Below are 14,662 nucleotides of genomic sequence, written 5' to 3'. Positions count from 1 at the left end.
TGCTGAAGACCGTTCAGCCGGTGCGCTGCTGCGCGCCCGGCGATGGCGCCGCGGCACCGGCCAGCACGGCCCGGAACACGGCATGGAACGCCAGTCCGGCCATCAGGCCGAATCCGGCCGCCACCAGTACCGAGAAGGCATAGCTGGCCCAGTCGAAGTTGCCCGCAGAGGACAGCGGGCTCATCAGAGCGCCGCCAGAGCCGTCGGGCCAGGCACAGGTGGCCATGGCCAGCGCGCCCAGCTCTGCCCCGACCAGCGCGAACCAGACCCAGCGCAGGCGGCCGGAAGACAGCAGGATCAGGCCCATCGGCAGCAGCACCGCCACGGCGTGGGCGAAGGCCAGCACGAACATCAATGCGGCCGCCAGCGCGGCCGTGGCCACTTCCTGGCCGAGACTGAGACCGGCAATCAGGCCACCGATCACCAGCGAAGGCAGCAGCGCGGCGGCGAACACCGCCAGGATCGCCGCCACGGCGCGGCGGCCGGGGCTGGCTGGAAACGAGGTCATATCGGCAGGTCATCCTTGTCCGGCGAACACGGGCGCCCGCTGCGGGCGCCCTGCACAACCGCGCGGGGCGGTTCAGAACTCCAGGTTGTCGATCAACCGGGTGGTGCCCAGGCGCGCGGCGATCAGGGCCACGCGGCCGCCGCCATCGAAACTCGGCTCGGCCAGCTCCGGAGTGCGCAGTACCGCGTAATCCACCTGGAAGCCCGCTGCCTGCAGCGCAGCGACGGCGTCGGCCTCGATGCGTTCACGCGCGTGCCCGGCCACATAGCCTTCGCGCATGCCCAGCAGGGTGCGGTGAAGGGTGGTCGCCAAGGGGCGCTGCTCGGCGCTGAGGTATTGGTTGCGCGAGCTCTTGGCCAGGCCATCCTCATCGCGCACGATCTCGGCACCGACGATCTGGATCGGGAACGACAGCTCGGCCACCATCTGCTTGATGACCGCCAGCTGCTGGTAGTCCTTGCGGCCGAACACGGCCACATCCGGCTGTACCTGCAGGAACAGCCGCGCCACCACCGTGCACACGCCATCGAAATGGCCCGGGCGGCTGGCGCCTTCCAGCACCTCGCTGACGCCAGGCGCATGCATCTGCGTGGTCTTGTCCACGCCCAGCGGGTACATCGCTTCGACGCTGGGCAGCCACACCGCATCGCAGCCCACCTGCTCCAGCCCGGCCACATCGGCTTCGGGGGTGCGCGGATAGCGACTGAAATCCTCGTTCGGCCCGAACTGTGTCGGGTTGACGAAGATGCTGGCCACCACCTTGTCGGCGTACTGCTTTGCCAGGGTGACCAGCGCGTGGTGCCCGCCATGCAGGTTGCCCATGGTCGGCACCAGCGCCACGCGCAGGCCCTCGCCCTTCCACTGCGCGATCTGCGCGCGCAGCGCACCGAGTTCGTTGAAGGTCTGGATCATTGGGCGTACGCGTGTTCTTCGTCGGGGAAGCTGCCATCGCGCACGGCATCGGCGTAGGCACGGGTGGCGCCGGCCACCGAACCGCCTTCAGCCAGGAAGTCCTTGACGAACTTCGGGCGACGGTGGCCGCTGTCCAGGCCGAGGAAATCGTGCAGCACCAGCACCTGGCCGTCGCACTGCGGACCGGCACCGATACCGATGGTCGGCACCGGCACCGCGGCGGTGACGGCGGCGGCAACCGGGGTCGGTACGCATTCGAGCACCATGATGCTGGCACCGGCTTCAGCCACGGCCTTGGCATCGTCCACCAGCTGGCGCGCGGCATCGCCACGGCCCTGGATCTTGAAGCCACCCAGGCGCAGCACCGACTGCGGGGTCAGGCCCAGGTGCGAACACACCGGGATCTCGCGCTCGACCAGGTAGCGGATGATGTCGACCTTGAAGCCGGCGCCTTCGATCTTGACCATCTCCGCACCCGCCTGCAGCAGCTGCAGCGAAGCATCCAGCGCGCGTTCCGGGGTGGCATCGGCGCCGAACGGCAGGTCGGCGATCAGCAGCGCACGCTGCAGCACGCGGGCGACTGCGCGCGTGTGATAGACCATGTCGGCGACGGTCACCGGCAGGGTCGAATCGTGCCCCTGCACGACCATGCCCAGCGAATCGCCGATCAGGATCAGGTCGACGCCATTGGCATCGAAGGTGCGGGCAAAGCCTGCGTCGTAGGCGGTCAACATGACCAGCTTCTGGCCATTGCGCTTGGCCTCGGCCAGGGCGGGAACGGTCCAGGGCTTGCTGTCTGCGTGGGTGCTCATGTGCTGATAACCGGGGGAGATAACCCGGGCATTATCACCCTAACGGCGCGATCCCGCAGGCATCCACCCGCATCACTGCATCCCGTACGCGACCGTGGCCGGGAATGGCCAGATCGGCGGCGATTTCGGCCAATGGCACCAACACGAACGCACGCTCGTGCAGGTAGGGATGCGGCACCTTCAGCTCGGGCAGGTCCAGCACCAGCTCGCCGAACAGCAGCAGGTCCAGATCCAGCGCACGCGGCCCCCAGTGCACGGCGGGATCACGTACGCGGCCGAAGCGCTGCTCCAGCGCGAGCATGGCCTGCAGCAGCTCTACGGCGGGCAGATCGGTGTCGACCGAGGCCACTGCGTTGACGAACGGTGGCTGGTCCTCGTTGCCCCATGCCGGCGTCGCGTACAACCGCGAGGCCTGCGTCAGCCGGGTTCCGGGCAGCTCGTCCAGCGCGGCAATGGCCGCGCGGACGGTGTTGGCTGCGTCGCCAAGATTGGCGCCCAGCCCGATCCAGGCACCGGTCATGGATTACTCGGCAGCACCGGCAGCTGCGCCATCGGGACGACGACGGCGACGACGACGCTTGCGCGGCGCTCCACCCTCCTCATCGCCGGCATCGCTGTGCAGGGAATCCAGCGACGAATCCAGCTCATGCCCGGACTGCGCCTGCGCTTCGCGCCAGAACGCGACGTCGGCTTCGTGCTCTGCCGATGCCACCTGGCGCAGGGCCAGGAAATCGAAGGCGGCACGGAAACGGGGGTGGCTGAGCGTGCGCATCACGCGCTTGCGCTGGCGCGAACTGAAGCGCGCCTGCAGCAGCCAGATCTCCTGCATCGGCAGCGAGAAACGGCGCGGCAATGCAATGGTGCTCAGCTGCTGCACGGTGACACGGTCGGCGGCACGACGCTGTGCCTCTTCCGGTGCGACGCCCTGCTTGAGCAGCGTTGCCTGTGCGCGGCAGTAAGCCGGCCACAGCAACAGCGCGAACAGGAACGCCGGCGACACGGGCTCGTCATTGGCCACGCGTGCATCGGTGTTGGCCAGGCCCTCGACCAGCATGCGACGCAGCGCGCCGGTGCGGTTCGACTTCAGCGCCTTGGCGCTTTCCGGGAACAGCACGTCGAACAGGCCGTAGCGTTCCAGTCCTTCGAAGCTGGCAACGCCATGCCCGGACAGGAACAGCTTCAGGACTTCCTCGAACAGGCGCGCCGGTGCGGCCTCGTTGAGCAGGCCGGCCAGCTGCGGGATTGGTGCGGCAGTGCCCTCTTCGATCTGGAAGCCGAGCTTGGCCGCCAGGCGGACCGCACGCAGCATGCGCACCGGGTCTTCCTGGTAACGCTGCACCGGGTCGCCGATGAGCTTCATCAGGCGTGCCTGCACGTCTTCGAAGCCGCCGGTGTAGTCACGCACCGAGAAGTCCTCGATGGCGTAATACAGGGCATTGCAGGTGAAGTCGCGGCGGATGGCGTCGTCTTCGATGCTGCCGTACACGTTGTCGCGCACGAGCATGCCGTTTTCCATCTCGCGGTCGCCGCTGCCGTCATCGATGTTGGCACGGAAGGTGGCGACTTCGATGATCTCGCGGCCGAACACAACATGGGCCAGGCGGAAACGGCGGCCGATCAGGCGGCAGTTGCGGAACAACTGCTTGACCTGTTCGGGCGTGGCATCGGTGGCCACGTCGAAATCCTTGGGTTGGCCATTGACCAGCAGATCGCGCACCGCGCCGCCGACAAGGTAGGCGCCGAAGCCGGCATCGCGCAGTCGATAAAGCACGCGCAAAGCGTTCGGGCTGATGTCCTTGCGGGAGATCGTGTGCTGGTCGCGCGGGATGACGCGCAGGCTGAACGGTGATGTAGCAGAGGAAATGATGTTGGCGCTTCCGGTTGAAGTTTCGGGATTGCCCAATGGCATCGAGGTGCATATACTAGCGCTCCTGCACCGGCAGCGACACACTGCTCCCTTCGTCTAGTGGTTAGGACGTGGCCCTCTCAAGGCTAAAACAGGGGTTCGAGTCCCCTAGGGAGCACCAGTCGCCGCAGCAGGAACCGAAAAAGCCCGCCTTGTGCGGGCTTTTCTGTATTCCGGAATCGTGTCGCCGACGGGACTGGTCGCTTGAGCGCCTCCTTGTTCCTGCGAGGGAGGGAGCGGGCCACCCTGTCCTGGACACGCAAAAGCCCATCCATGGTGCTCGATGGCGCCATCCATGGCGCCAACGGTCCAGGACAGGGTGGCCCGCCCCCTCCTGACAATTCCCGCGCCGGCGGCAAGATCAAGAACAGCCTCGCTCCTCCGCAGCAGATCAGCCCGGACGCGCTTGCGTGTGTCCGCCACCCGCGATCTGTCGAGAGGCGGCAGGCCAGCCGCTCCAGGACCGTTGGCGCCATGGATGGCGCCATCGAGCCCCCATGGATGGGTATACGGCGTGTCCTGGAGCGGCTGGCCTGCCGCCTCCCCTCGGAACAGGGAGGCGCTGAAACTCAGGCCAAGCCATCAGCCTTCCATCTGCTCCAGCTCTTTGCCCTTGGTCTCGCGCACGTAGCGGACGACGAAGATGATCGAGAGGATCGCGGCCACGGTGTAGATGCCGTACGCACCGGCCAGGCCGATGCCGGCCAGCAGCATCGGGAAGGTCACGGTGATCGCGAAATTCGAGGTCCACTGCGCCGCACCGGCCACGGCCAACGCCGGGCCGCGGATCTGGTTCGGGAACATCTCGCCCAGCATCACCCACATCACCGGGCCCCACGACATGTTGAAGAACACCACATAGACGTTGGCCGCTACCAGCGCCAACCGGCCCATGCCGTCGGACAGCTGCAGGCGCCCCTCGGCCAGGCTGCCGCTGGCGAAGGCCACCACCATCAGCACCAGGGCCACCGACATGCCGACCGAACCGACCCACAGCAGCGGCTTGCGGCCGATGCGATCGATCAGCACCACCGTCAGCAGGCAGGCGCCGATGCTCAGCGCACCGGACAGGACGTTGATCAGCAGCGCATCGCTTTCCGAGAAACCCACCGCCTGCCACAGCACCGCGCCGTAATAGAACACCACATTGATGCCGACCAGCTGCTGGAACATCGCCAGGCCGATGCCGACCCAGACGATGGGGCGCAGCTTGCCGGTGGCCTTGTTGACCAGGTCGCCGAATCGCGGCTTGTGCTGGTCCTGGGCCAGGCTGGCTTCGATCTCGGCCTGCTTGTTCACCGCGGCACGTTCGCCGTACAACCGGCCAAGCACCGCCCTCGCCTGCGCCTGCCGGCCCTTCATCACCAGGAAGCGCGGGCTTTCCGGGATCACCAGCAACAACAGCAGGAACAGCAGCGACGGCAGTGCCTGCATCCAGAACATCCAGCGCCAGGCTTCCTGCCCCAGCCAGAGCGGCTCGGTCGACGCACCCGCCGCCCGGGCCAGCAGATAGTTGCTGAGGAACGCTGCGAACAGGCCGCAGATGATCGCCATCTGCTGCACGGTCGCCAGCCGGCCGCGATAGCGCGCAGAGGCGACTTCGGCGATGTAGGCCGGCGACATCACGCTGGCCGCACCGACAGCGAACCCGCCGAGCACGCGTGCGCAGACGAACAACCAGGAGGCATGTGCAGCGCCGGCGCCCAGCGCCGACACCAGGAACATCACGGCCGCCACGATCAGCACGCCGCGACGTCCCAGCCGATCGCCAAGCCAACCGGCCACGAACGCGCCGATCGCGCACCCCAGCAGCATCGAGGCGACCTCGAAGCCGAGCGCGGCCTCGCTGGAGTTGAAGGCCTGGCGCAGGCCATCGACGGTGCCATTGATGACGCCACTATCGAAGCCGAACAGGAACCCGCCGAGGGTGGCGGCGCAACTGATCAGGACGATGAAGGCAGTGTTCTCACCGCCGTTGGAGGCGGCACCGGGCTGGACTGGCGACATGAAGGATCCTGCAAGGAAGGGGGCCGACCGAAGCGGGCCGGCGGCCCTGGCAGCGTCGCACAGGGCGGGCACGCCGCCAAATGGGCCTCCGGGCCGCCCATCCGCCCCACTTTCACACGGCAACCGACACCGGGGGCCAACCTGTTCTAGAATTGGCAGGTTCAGAAAGCGATTCGCCCTCTACCCATGCCATTTGTCGTCACCGAAAACTGCATCAAGTGCAAACACACCGATTGCGTGGAAGTGTGTCCCGTGGATTGCTTCCACGAAGGCCCGAACTTCCTGGTGATCGACCCGGACGAGTGCATTGACTGCACCCTCTGCGAACCCGAGTGCCCGGTCAACGCGATCTTCCCGGAAGACGATGTTCCCGCCGGCCAGGAAGGTTTCGTCGCCCTCAATGCAGAACTGGCGAAGGAATGGCCGGTGCTGACCGTGCGCAAGGACCCGCCGGCCGACGCCGGTGAGTGGGATGGCAAGCCGGACAAGCTGAAGCTGCTGGAGCGCTGAGGCGCAGGCACCATGGCCGTGGTAGCTGCCAACCTTGGTTGGCGCAAAGGCGCCGACCAAGGTCGGTCCCTACCACGACGGGTACCAACCAGCAGGCAATGAAAAGGGCGCCCAGGGCGCCCTTTTCCGTTCTGGCCCTGACCCTGGTAGCTGCCAACCTTGCTTGGCACAAAGGCGCCGACCAGGGCCGGCCTCTACCACGGCAGGTGCGAACCCGCAGGCAATGAAAAGGGCGCCCAGGGCGCCCTTTCCTGTTCTGGCCCTGGTAGCTGCCAACCTTGGTTGGCACAAAAGCGCCGACCAAGGTCGGCCTCTACCACGGCAGGTGCGAACCCGCAGGCAATGAAAAGGGCGCCCAGGGCGCCCTTTTCCGTTCTGGCCCTGGCCCTGGTAGCTGCCAACCTTGGTTGGCACAAAGGCGCCGACCAGGGTCGGCCTCTACCACGGCAGGTGCGAACCCGCAGGGTCCGCACCCGCCCAACCGGCCATCACGGGGCCAGCTTGGCCTTCAGCGCGGCAATCAGCTTCACCGGGGCTTCGGCGGTGGCCGGCAGGCCACGCGGGTCGACCGCGGAGATGTAGGCACCAGCGTCGACGGCGACCACACGGACCAGGAAGTTGCTGCCTTCATAGGCCACGTCGTACGAACCCAGCAGCTGCGCGCGCGTGGCGATGGTCAGGCCTTCCACGCCTTCCAGCGCGGTACCGACCTTGGCGAAGGCTTCATCCTTGCTGCCGGCAATGGTGAAACCGGTGGCGCTGACGGCGGGGGTGGCGGCGGCCGGGGTGGCCGGCTTGGTCGCCGAGCTCAGGGTCGGTACCTGGTTGTTGCCGGCGCCTGCCGGCAGGTTCAGGTCCGGCGGCACTTCCAGCGGACGCACTTCCGGGGCCAGAGCGTAGTCGCCCTTGACGCCACGCTTGAAGCAACCGGTGGTGCCGGCTGCGGTGGCCACGGCAAGGAGCGCGAAGGACAGCACGCGGACGGCGGAAACGGATTGGCGCATGTGAATCTCCTGGATCAGACCAAGACGGAAGGTCAGTGGCTGGAAAGGGCTTCGAGGGCGGCGATATCGCCGGCGAGATGGTCGGCGGCAGGCGCGTGTGCGGCCGAAAGCGGCAGCAGCGGCAGGCGCAGATCGTGACCGATGCCGATCCGACGCAACAGCGCCTTGACCGGAATCGGGTTGGATTCGACACCGCAGAAGTCATGGAACGGCTGCAGGCGAGCGTCCCAGGATTCAACGGCTTCGTGGTCGCGGGCAGCGGCCAGGTCGCACATCCGGCGATAGGCGCCGGGCAGCACGTTGGAACCGACCGAGATCAGACCGTCCATGCCGGCCTGGATCGAACGTGCGGCCGTGCCGTCATCGCCGGTCAGCACAGCAAAGGTCGGGCTGCGCAGGTCCAGCAGTGCCCGCACGCGGCCGGTGTCGCCCACCGCTTCCTTGATGCCGACGATGTTCGGATGGCTGGCGAGCTCGGCCACGGTCTCCGGCAGCATGTCGCAGCCGGTGCGGCCGGGCACGTTGTACAGCACCACCGGCACTCCGGCCTGGTCGGCGACCGCGCGGTAATGCGCGATCAGGCCAGCCTGGGTCGGCCGCACGTACGGCGGGGTGACCACCAGCGCGTGGGTGGCGCCAAGCGCGGCAGCACGGCGGGTCTGTTCGATGGTCTTGGCGGTGCCGGACAGGCCGGTACCGGCCAGGACCGGAACGCGGCCGGCGATGCGTTCGACCGCGCTGGCCAGCAGCTGGTCGTACTCCGCATCGGACAGGGTGGCTGCCTCGCCGGTGGAGCCGGCAACGACAACGCCTTGGACGCCGCCCTCCAGCTGCAGGTGCAGCAGGCGCTGCCAACCGTCGGGGTCGAGTGCGCCGTCGGCCCGGAAGGGGGTCGCCAGCGCGGTGATGAGGCCGGAAAGGGACAAGGACGTGTTGCTCTTGGCTGGGGAGGGAAAACGTCCGCCACGGAAGGGCGCGGGCGTTCTGAATGTTACTTGCGGCGCGAAAGCACGGGCAAGTATGCTGGACACCGGTGGATCCCCGCCTCTGGCGGGCATTCAGACTAACGCATGCATTACCCGGAATCGCCTTGACCGACACCACCCCGCGCCCAGCGCCGAGCGAAAACCACCTCCTGATCAACGCCTATACGACGCATCCGGAGTCCCCCCTGTTGTCCGTCACCCGCCGCATCGCCGACAGCGGGTGCAATCTGGTGGATGCACGCCTGGCCACCGTGGGCCGCGATGTCTCGGTGACCGCGCTGGCCACCGGCTCCTGGGATTCGGTCGCCAAGCTGGAAGCGATGCTGACCCGGCTCGAGCGCGAGGAAGGCCTGAAGCTGGTGTGGTATCGCACCGAAGCCAAGCAGGCGCAGTCCAACCTGCTGCCGTACATCGTCGAGGTGATCGCCGCCGACAAGCCGGGCATCCTGTTCCAGCTGGCCGATTTCTTCGACCGCCAGGGCATCACCATCGAGACCCTGCAGAGCACGCGCTACCGCGCCATGCAGACCGGTGCGGAAATGTTCAGCGCACAGGTCACCATCGGCGTACCGGCCAACATGCATATCGCCGCCCTGCGCGATGATTTCCTCGAGTTCTGCGACCACTTGAACCTGGACGCGATCATGGACCCGATGAAGTTCTGATTGAAACCCTGATTCTTCGCGCGCTCCTCACGGGCGCGTGGCGTTTCATGCAATTGTCGTAGAAAGAACCCAGGCTCGACAGAAGGACCTCATGAACAACGGCGATACCCTGGACAGCACCACCCTTTCCCTGCCGCTGGCGCTGTCCGGCGGCGCCCAGGCCACCCTCGGCGATTACGCCGGCCAGTGGCTGGTGCTGTACTTCTACCCCAAGGACAGCACCCCGGGCTGCACCACCGAGGGCATCGACTTCAACGCACTGCTGCCCGACTTCCAGAAGGCGGGCGCGGTCGTGCTTGGCGTCTCCCGCGACTCGGTGAAATCCCACGACAACTTCTGTGCCAAGCAGGGCTTCGCGTTCCCGCTGGTCAGTGATGCCGACGAAGCGCTGTGCAGCGCCTTCGACGTGATCAAGATGAAGAACATGTACGGCAAGCAGGTACGTGGCATCGAGCGCAGCACCTTCCTGATTTCCCCCGACAGCCGCATCGTGCAGTCATGGCGCAAGGTCAAGGTCGCCGGCCATGCCGACGCCGTCCTCGCCGAACTGAAGGCCAATCAGTCCAAGTGAGTCCCATCGCCCACTTTGTCCGCCACCACCCTGCCCTGCAGCAGGCCGTGGTGGTTTTTCCCTGTCCGTAACCAGGAACCGATGATGACCCGAGGCAAGCGCATCTACGTGCTGGATACCAACGTGCTGATGCACGATCCCACCGCGCTGTTCAAATTCGAGGAGCACGATGTCTACCTGCCCATGCAGGTGATCGAGGAGCTGGACAACGGCAAGAAGGGCACGACCGAAGCGAGCCGCAATGCCCGCCAGGTCAGCCGCTTCCTCAACGAACTGGTGCAGGCTTCGGGCCTGGACAACCTGGCCGAGGGCATTCCGCTGCAGCGGCCGCAGGGCCTGCAGCTGCGCGGCAAGCAGAGCGTGGGCCTGCTGCGCTTCCAGACCAGCCATTTCGACGCGGGCAAGAGCTTTGGCAAGGTCATCCCGGACAACGCCATCCTCGGCGCGATCCTGGCGCTGAAGGAAGAAACACCGGAGATCCCGGTGGTGTTCGTCTCCAAGGACATCAACCTGCGCATCAAGGCGGCCATCGCCGGCATCGTCTCGGAAGACTACGAGAACGACCGCGCGCTGGACGATTTCAGCCTGCTCTACACCGGCGCCACCGAGCTGCCGGAAGACTTCTGGAAGCGCCACGGCGAGGATCTGCGCAGCTGGAGCGACAAGGGCCGCACGCACTACGAAATCCTCGCCCAGGACGGCGAAGAGTGGTACCCGAACCAGTACGTGTACCTGCCGGGCGAAGACGAAGTCGAGCTGCGCGTCAGCAGGATCGTCGGCGATGGCAAGGTGGTGTTGTCGCTGGTCGATGACTTCCGCCACGGCAGCCATGCCGTGTGGGGCATCAGCGCGCGCAACCGCGAGCAGAACTTCGCACTCAACGCACTGATGGATCCGGAGATCGACTTCGTCACCCTGCTCGGTACCGCCGGCACCGGCAAGACCCTGCTGGCACTGGCCGCCGGCCTGGCGCAGACGATGGACCAGCAGCGCTACCGCGAGATCATCATGACCCGCGCCACGGTCAGCGTCGGCGAGGACATCGGCTTCCTGCCCGGTACCGAGGAAGAGAAGATGACGCCGTGGATGGGCGCGCTGACCGACAACCTGGAAGTGCTGACGCACAACCAGGAAGGCGGCACCTGGGGCCGCCAGGCCACCAACGACCTGCTCGCCAGCCGCATCAAGATCCGCTCGATGAACTTCATGCGCGGCCGTACGTTCCTGTCGCGTTACCTGATCCTGGACGAGGCGCAGAACCTGACCCCCAAGCAGATGAAGACGCTGATCACCCGTGCCGGTCCCGGAACCAAGATCGTCTGCCTGGGCAACGTCGAACAGATCGACACCCCGTACCTGACCGAAACCACGTCGGGCCTGACGTACGCCGTGGACCGCTTCAAGAACTGGCCGCACAGCGCGCACATCACGCTGCGTCGCGGTGAACGCTCGCGGCTGGCCGATTACGCCTCGGAGGTGTTGTGAACCGCTGCACCCGTCTGCTGCTGCCATCGCTGGCGGTCGCCATTGCCACGCTGCTCGGTGCCTGCGCGACCACGCAGGGACCGGCCAGCGTGCCGACCACAGAACGCAGTGGCCAGTCCTGGGTGGTCACCCGCCCGATCATCGCCGCGCAGGTGCTCGACACCTGCTCGCGCCCCAGCCCCGGCCGCGAGGCCGGGCGGGTCAGCGGCTACTGGGCACCGAGCCGGCAGCAGGTGGACCAGCTGGAAGCGAAGCTGGCATCGCTGGAAGCCCAGGTGCCGCACGTGCTGGATTTCGATCGCCAGTACGTCGGCATCGAGCTGGACGGAAAGCAGGTGATCTACATCAACGCGTTCCATCTGCCTGAAAACAACAGCCTCCGGCCCGCCCGCGAAGCGGTGCGGGTCTGCGATGGCGGCGCGCAGTTCTGGGGCGCGGTCTTCGACCCGGCCAGCGGGACCTTCAGCGAGCTGCAGTTCAACGGCGGCTTCGGCGGGCCCTGAGGGGCCTGCCATGGGAATCCGCCTGCCCACCTGGGTCTGGATCGGCGCGGTCGCCCTGTCGTGCGTGGCCGGCATGGTCAATGTGGTTGGCTTCCTCGGTTTTGAACACCAGGCGGTCAGCCACATGACCGGCAGCACCAGCCAGCTTGGCATGGCACTGGCGCAAGGTGACTGGCGCGCGGTCGGCCATTTGTGGGGGCTGCTGATCGCGTTTTCGCTGGGCGCGATGGTCAGCGGACTGCTGATCCAGGACAGCGCACTGCAGCTCGGCCGGCGCTACGGCGTGGCGCTGGCATTGGAATCGCTGTTGCTGCTGGCGGCCATTCCGCTGTTCAAGCAGCATCAGATATGGGGCGCATTGGCGGCCGCGATGGCCTGCGGACTGCAGAATGCGATGGCCACCACCTTCAGTGGTGCCGTCGTACGCACCACTCATCTCAGCGGCATGTTCACCGATCTCGGCATCGGCCTCGGCCACCTGCTGCGCGGACTGCCGCTGCAGGTACGACGCCTGACCCTGAGCGGCCTGATCATCAGCGGCTTCCTTGCTGGCGGCGTGATCGGCGCCTGGCTGTTCGTGCGCTGGCAATACGACGCCCTGCTGGCCCCTGCCCTGCTGACCGGCCTGACCGGGCTGGGCTATGTGTCCTACCAGCAGTGGGCGCGCTGGCGGCGTTGAGCATGGCGTCATCCACGCATTGCGTGGATCTACGTTGTCCATCCGATCTTTTCCGCGATATCCACGCATGGCGTGGATCTACTGCGCAGGAAGCCGTCAGATGCGGGGCGGTGTGGGGATGCAGGACCGTTGGCGCCATGGATGGCGCCATCGAGCCCCCACGGACGGGTCTACGGCGTGTCCTGCAGGCCCACACCGCCCCGCATCCCTCCACATGCCGCCGTTGCTCCAGGTGTTGCTGTTGCTTGTGCCGGTGCCGGGCGCAGCCCGGCCGGCACTACCCCCTGGCAAGGCAGCACGGCACAATCGCTGCATGAGCCCGACCACCCCTGTTTCCGCCCTGACCATCGCTGGCTCCGACTCCGGCGGCGGCGCCGGCATCCAGGCCGACCTGAAGGCCTTCGCCGCGCATCGCGTGCATGGGCTGTCGGTGATTGCCGCACTGACCGCGCAGAACACCCGCGGCGTCCGCGCCGTGCACGTGCCACCGATCGACTTCCTGCGCGCGCAGATCGAAGCCTGCTTCGACGACTTCGACATCCACGCGGTGAAGCTGGGCATGCTGGCCAACGCCGAGGTGATCCACGCGGTGGCCGATGCACTGGAACGCCATCGACCACCGCACGTGGTGCTCGACCCGGTGATGGTGGCCACCAGCGGTGCGCGCCTGCTGGAGGACAGCGCGCTGCAGGCAATGCGTCAACGGCTGCTGCCACTGGCCACCCTGGTCACCCCCAATGCACCCGAAGCGGAGCTGCTGGTCGGCCGCAGCATCGCCAATGGCAACGATGCAGAGCGGGCCGCCGCCTCGCTCCTTGATCTGGGCGCCGGTGCAGTGCTGTTGAAGGGGGGGCACCTGCACGAAGGCAACCGCGTGGTCGACCGCTACTTCGACGGCGTCAGCAGCGAAGAATTCATCCATGCCCGCCTGCCACTGGATGCGCATGGCACCGGCTGCACGCTGGCCTCGGCCATCGCCGCGCAGCTCTGCAACGGGCTGAGCCTGGCCAATGCCTGCGAAGCCGGCATCGACTACGTAGCGCGCGGATTGCAGCAGGGCTATGCGCCCGGCCGCAGCGAGGTGCTGGTACTGGACCACTTCGGCGCGGCGCCCCACGCATGAGCGATTCGCCACGCGCGCTCACCGTGAACAGCGGCGATGGCCACCGTTTCGACGTGATCGCCTGCGTGCCCGCACAGCCGCTGGCACGGCTGTTGTGGCTGCCGGCGCTGGGCGTGGCCGCGCGCCACTACGTACCACTGGCGCAGGCACTTGCAGCCAGGGGCGTGGCGGTCTACCTGCACGAATGGCGTGGCAATGGCAGCAGTTCGCTGCGCCCGTCGCGCAGCCAGGATTGGGGCTACCGGCAGATTCTCGACCACGATCTGCCGGCCAGCCAGGCCCTGCTCGCCGATGCCGATGACGCGCAGGAGGTACTGCCATGGATCATCGGTGGCCACAGCTTGGGCGGGCAGCTGGCCTGCGTGCACGCCGGACGACGGCCACAGGCGTTCGATCGATTGTGGCTGGCCGCCAGCGGCACACCGTTCTGGCGCACGTTCCCGCCACCACGCGGTTGGCTGCTGCCACTGTTCTATCGCTTCCTGCCGTGGATCGCGCGGCGCCAGGGCGTGCTGCACGGGCGCCGGCTCGGTTTCGGCGGCACCGAAGCACGCGGACTGATCGCCGACTGGGCACGCGTAGGGCTGAGCAATCACTACGCCGCCGCAGCCATGGACGAGGACCTGGATGCGCAGATGGCGCGCGTGCACGGCAGTGCGCAGGCGGTGCTGATGGAAGACGATTGGCTGGCGCCGAGCGGATCAATGCAGGCGCTGCTGGCGAAACTGCCGAATGTCGCCTCGGAATTACGGGTGCTTTCTGCGCAGGAGCTGGGTACGCAGGCCGATCACTTCGCGTGGATGAAACACCCGGAGGCTGTCGCAGAGGCGTTTTTCATTCAGTTGGGTGAAAATTTTCACAAAAGCGTTGACGACTCGCGCCGACATCCGCATAATTCCGCTCCTGTCGCAGGGCGCCCGTAGCTCAGTTGGATAGAGTACCTGGCTACGAACCAGGCGGTCGGGAGTTCGAATCTCTCCGGGCGCACCAC

General features: G+C 66.8%; 16 protein-coding genes and 2 tRNA genes. 10 read left to right on the top strand and 8 right to left on the bottom strand.

The window, feature by feature from the left end:
- Nucleotides 1–13: 13 nt before the first annotated feature.
- The 5 genes from CLM74_RS08605 to pcnB form a co-directional block, all read right to left on the bottom strand.
- Nucleotides 14–508 carry a hypothetical protein gene (locus CLM74_RS08605; protein WP_105163850.1) on the bottom strand — a complete coding sequence of 165 codons (495 nt, stop codon included), beginning with the start codon at nucleotides 506–508 and terminating at the stop codon, nucleotides 14–16.
- A 72-nt stretch (nucleotides 509–580) separates the two neighbouring features.
- A complete protein-coding gene (panC, locus tag CLM74_RS08600; RefSeq protein WP_032977891.1) occupies nucleotides 581–1,420 on the bottom strand; it encodes a pantoate--beta-alanine ligase in 840 nt (279 codons plus the stop codon).
- Entirely contained in the window at nucleotides 1,417–2,232 is an 816-nt protein-coding gene (gene panB, locus CLM74_RS08595; RefSeq protein ID WP_025878796.1) for a 3-methyl-2-oxobutanoate hydroxymethyltransferase, read from the bottom strand. Before panB ends, panC begins: the two co-directional genes overlap by 4 nt.
- 34 nt (nucleotides 2,233–2,266) lie before the next feature.
- Nucleotides 2,267–2,752, bottom strand: a complete 486-nt coding sequence (gene folK, locus CLM74_RS08590; RefSeq protein ID WP_099783595.1) for a 2-amino-4-hydroxy-6-hydroxymethyldihydropteridine diphosphokinase — start codon at nucleotides 2,750–2,752, stop codon at nucleotides 2,267–2,269.
- A gap of 3 nt (nucleotides 2,753–2,755) precedes the next feature.
- Nucleotides 2,756–4,135, bottom strand: a complete 1,380-nt coding sequence (gene pcnB, locus CLM74_RS08585; RefSeq protein WP_033830828.1) for a polynucleotide adenylyltransferase PcnB — start codon at nucleotides 4,133–4,135, stop codon at nucleotides 2,756–2,758.
- Nucleotides 4,136–4,184: 49 nt separating this feature from the next.
- Between pcnB and CLM74_RS08580 the strand changes: the two genes are divergently transcribed.
- Nucleotides 4,185–4,259, top strand: a tRNA-Glu gene (locus CLM74_RS08580).
- Between the two features lie 461 nt (nucleotides 4,260–4,720).
- Here CLM74_RS08580 and CLM74_RS08575 read toward each other — a convergent pair.
- Nucleotides 4,721–6,145 carry a sugar porter family MFS transporter gene (locus CLM74_RS08575; RefSeq protein WP_105163849.1) on the bottom strand — a complete coding sequence of 475 codons (1,425 nt, stop codon included), beginning with the start codon at nucleotides 6,143–6,145 and terminating at the stop codon, nucleotides 4,721–4,723.
- A gap of 186 nt (nucleotides 6,146–6,331) precedes the next feature.
- Here CLM74_RS08575 and fdxA point away from each other — a divergent pair, with 186 nt between their 5' ends.
- A complete protein-coding gene (gene fdxA, locus CLM74_RS08570; protein ID WP_005409054.1) occupies nucleotides 6,332–6,655 on the top strand; it encodes a ferredoxin FdxA in 324 nt (107 codons plus the stop codon).
- A gap of 488 nt (nucleotides 6,656–7,143) precedes the next feature.
- On the opposite strand, the gene CLM74_RS08565 is transcribed toward fdxA, so the two are convergent.
- Both CLM74_RS08565 and dapA read right to left on the bottom strand, forming a co-directional pair.
- Nucleotides 7,144–7,659 (bottom strand): hypothetical protein, encoded by a 516-nt coding sequence (locus CLM74_RS08565; protein ID WP_105163848.1) that lies wholly within the window; start codon nucleotides 7,657–7,659, stop codon nucleotides 7,144–7,146.
- Nucleotides 7,660–7,691: 32 nt separating this feature from the next.
- Nucleotides 7,692–8,585, bottom strand: coding sequence for a 4-hydroxy-tetrahydrodipicolinate synthase (dapA, locus tag CLM74_RS08560; protein WP_025879443.1), 894 nt, complete (start codon nucleotides 8,583–8,585; stop codon nucleotides 7,692–7,694).
- A 164-nt stretch (nucleotides 8,586–8,749) separates the two neighbouring features.
- Here dapA and CLM74_RS08555 point away from each other — a divergent pair, with 164 nt between their 5' ends.
- From CLM74_RS08555 to CLM74_RS08520, 8 genes are all read left to right on the top strand, one after another.
- Complete coding sequence (locus CLM74_RS08555) at nucleotides 8,750–9,310, top strand: glycine cleavage system protein R (RefSeq protein WP_025879444.1); 561 nt, start codon at nucleotides 8,750–8,752, stop codon at nucleotides 9,308–9,310.
- A 91-nt stretch (nucleotides 9,311–9,401) separates the two neighbouring features.
- Complete coding sequence (locus tag CLM74_RS08550) at nucleotides 9,402–9,881, top strand: peroxiredoxin (protein WP_025879445.1); 480 nt, start codon at nucleotides 9,402–9,404, stop codon at nucleotides 9,879–9,881.
- A gap of 84 nt (nucleotides 9,882–9,965) precedes the next feature.
- Complete coding sequence (locus CLM74_RS08545) at nucleotides 9,966–11,366, top strand: PhoH family protein (RefSeq protein ID WP_025879446.1); 1,401 nt, start codon at nucleotides 9,966–9,968, stop codon at nucleotides 11,364–11,366.
- Nucleotides 11,363–11,869 (top strand): hypothetical protein, encoded by a 507-nt coding sequence (locus tag CLM74_RS08540; protein WP_099783589.1) that lies wholly within the window; start codon nucleotides 11,363–11,365, stop codon nucleotides 11,867–11,869. Before CLM74_RS08545 ends, CLM74_RS08540 begins: the two co-directional genes overlap by 4 nt.
- A 10-nt stretch (nucleotides 11,870–11,879) precedes the next feature.
- The gene (locus CLM74_RS08535) at nucleotides 11,880–12,548 is read left to right on the top strand and encodes a YoaK family protein (protein WP_059063786.1); all 669 of its coding nucleotides are present in this window, start codon (nucleotides 11,880–11,882) and stop codon (nucleotides 12,546–12,548) included.
- Nucleotides 12,549–12,861: 313 nt separating this feature from the next.
- Nucleotides 12,862–13,671 carry a bifunctional hydroxymethylpyrimidine kinase/phosphomethylpyrimidine kinase gene (gene thiD, locus CLM74_RS08530; RefSeq protein ID WP_025879449.1) on the top strand — a complete coding sequence of 270 codons (810 nt, stop codon included), beginning with the start codon at nucleotides 12,862–12,864 and terminating at the stop codon, nucleotides 13,669–13,671.
- Nucleotides 13,668–14,594: an alpha/beta fold hydrolase gene (locus CLM74_RS08525; protein ID WP_105163847.1), complete on the top strand. Its 927-nt coding sequence runs from the start codon at nucleotides 13,668–13,670 to the stop codon at nucleotides 14,592–14,594. Before thiD ends, CLM74_RS08525 begins: the two co-directional genes overlap by 4 nt.
- A tRNA-Arg gene (locus CLM74_RS08520) sits at nucleotides 14,585–14,661 on the top strand. The genes CLM74_RS08525 and CLM74_RS08520 overlap by 10 nt, the downstream gene beginning before the upstream one ends.
- Nucleotide 14,662 lies beyond the last annotated feature (1 nt).

It is taken from the genome of Stenotrophomonas sp. MYb57 (assembly GCF_002966815.1).
GTDB classification, from domain to species: domain Bacteria; phylum Pseudomonadota; class Gammaproteobacteria; order Xanthomonadales; family Xanthomonadaceae; genus Stenotrophomonas; species Stenotrophomonas indicatrix.
This window is presented reverse-complemented; position numbering and strand designations above follow the sequence as displayed.

Excerpts from the sequence above, each read along its gene's own strand:
- CLM74_RS08525 (WP_105163847.1), top strand. The coding sequence starts at position 13,668 with ATGAGCGATTCGCCACGCGCGCTCACCGTGAACAGCGGCGATGGCCAC.
- panC (WP_032977891.1), bottom strand. The coding sequence starts at position 1,420 with ATGATCCAGACCTTCAACGAACTCGGTGCGCTGCGCGCGCAGATCGCG.
- CLM74_RS08550 (WP_025879445.1), top strand. The coding sequence starts at position 9,402 with ATGAACAACGGCGATACCCTGGACAGCACCACCCTTTCCCTGCCGCTG.
- CLM74_RS08545 (WP_025879446.1), top strand. The coding sequence starts at position 9,966 with ATGACCCGAGGCAAGCGCATCTACGTGCTGGATACCAACGTGCTGATG.
- CLM74_RS08565 (WP_105163848.1), bottom strand. The coding sequence starts at position 7,659 with ATGCGCCAATCCGTTTCCGCCGTCCGCGTGCTGTCCTTCGCGCTCCTT.
- CLM74_RS08605 (WP_105163850.1), bottom strand. The coding sequence starts at position 508 with ATGACCTCGTTTCCAGCCAGCCCCGGCCGCCGCGCCGTGGCGGCGATC.
- CLM74_RS08535 (WP_059063786.1), top strand. The coding sequence starts at position 11,880 with ATGGGAATCCGCCTGCCCACCTGGGTCTGGATCGGCGCGGTCGCCCTG.
- CLM74_RS08575 (WP_105163849.1), bottom strand. The coding sequence starts at position 6,145 with ATGTCGCCAGTCCAGCCCGGTGCCGCCTCCAACGGCGGTGAGAACACT.
- fdxA (WP_005409054.1), top strand. The coding sequence starts at position 6,332 with ATGCCATTTGTCGTCACCGAAAACTGCATCAAGTGCAAACACACCGAT.
- folK (WP_099783595.1), bottom strand. The coding sequence starts at position 2,752 with ATGACCGGTGCCTGGATCGGGCTGGGCGCCAATCTTGGCGACGCAGCC.
- thiD (WP_025879449.1), top strand. The coding sequence starts at position 12,862 with ATGAGCCCGACCACCCCTGTTTCCGCCCTGACCATCGCTGGCTCCGAC.
- panB (WP_025878796.1), bottom strand. The coding sequence starts at position 2,232 with ATGAGCACCCACGCAGACAGCAAGCCCTGGACCGTTCCCGCCCTGGCC.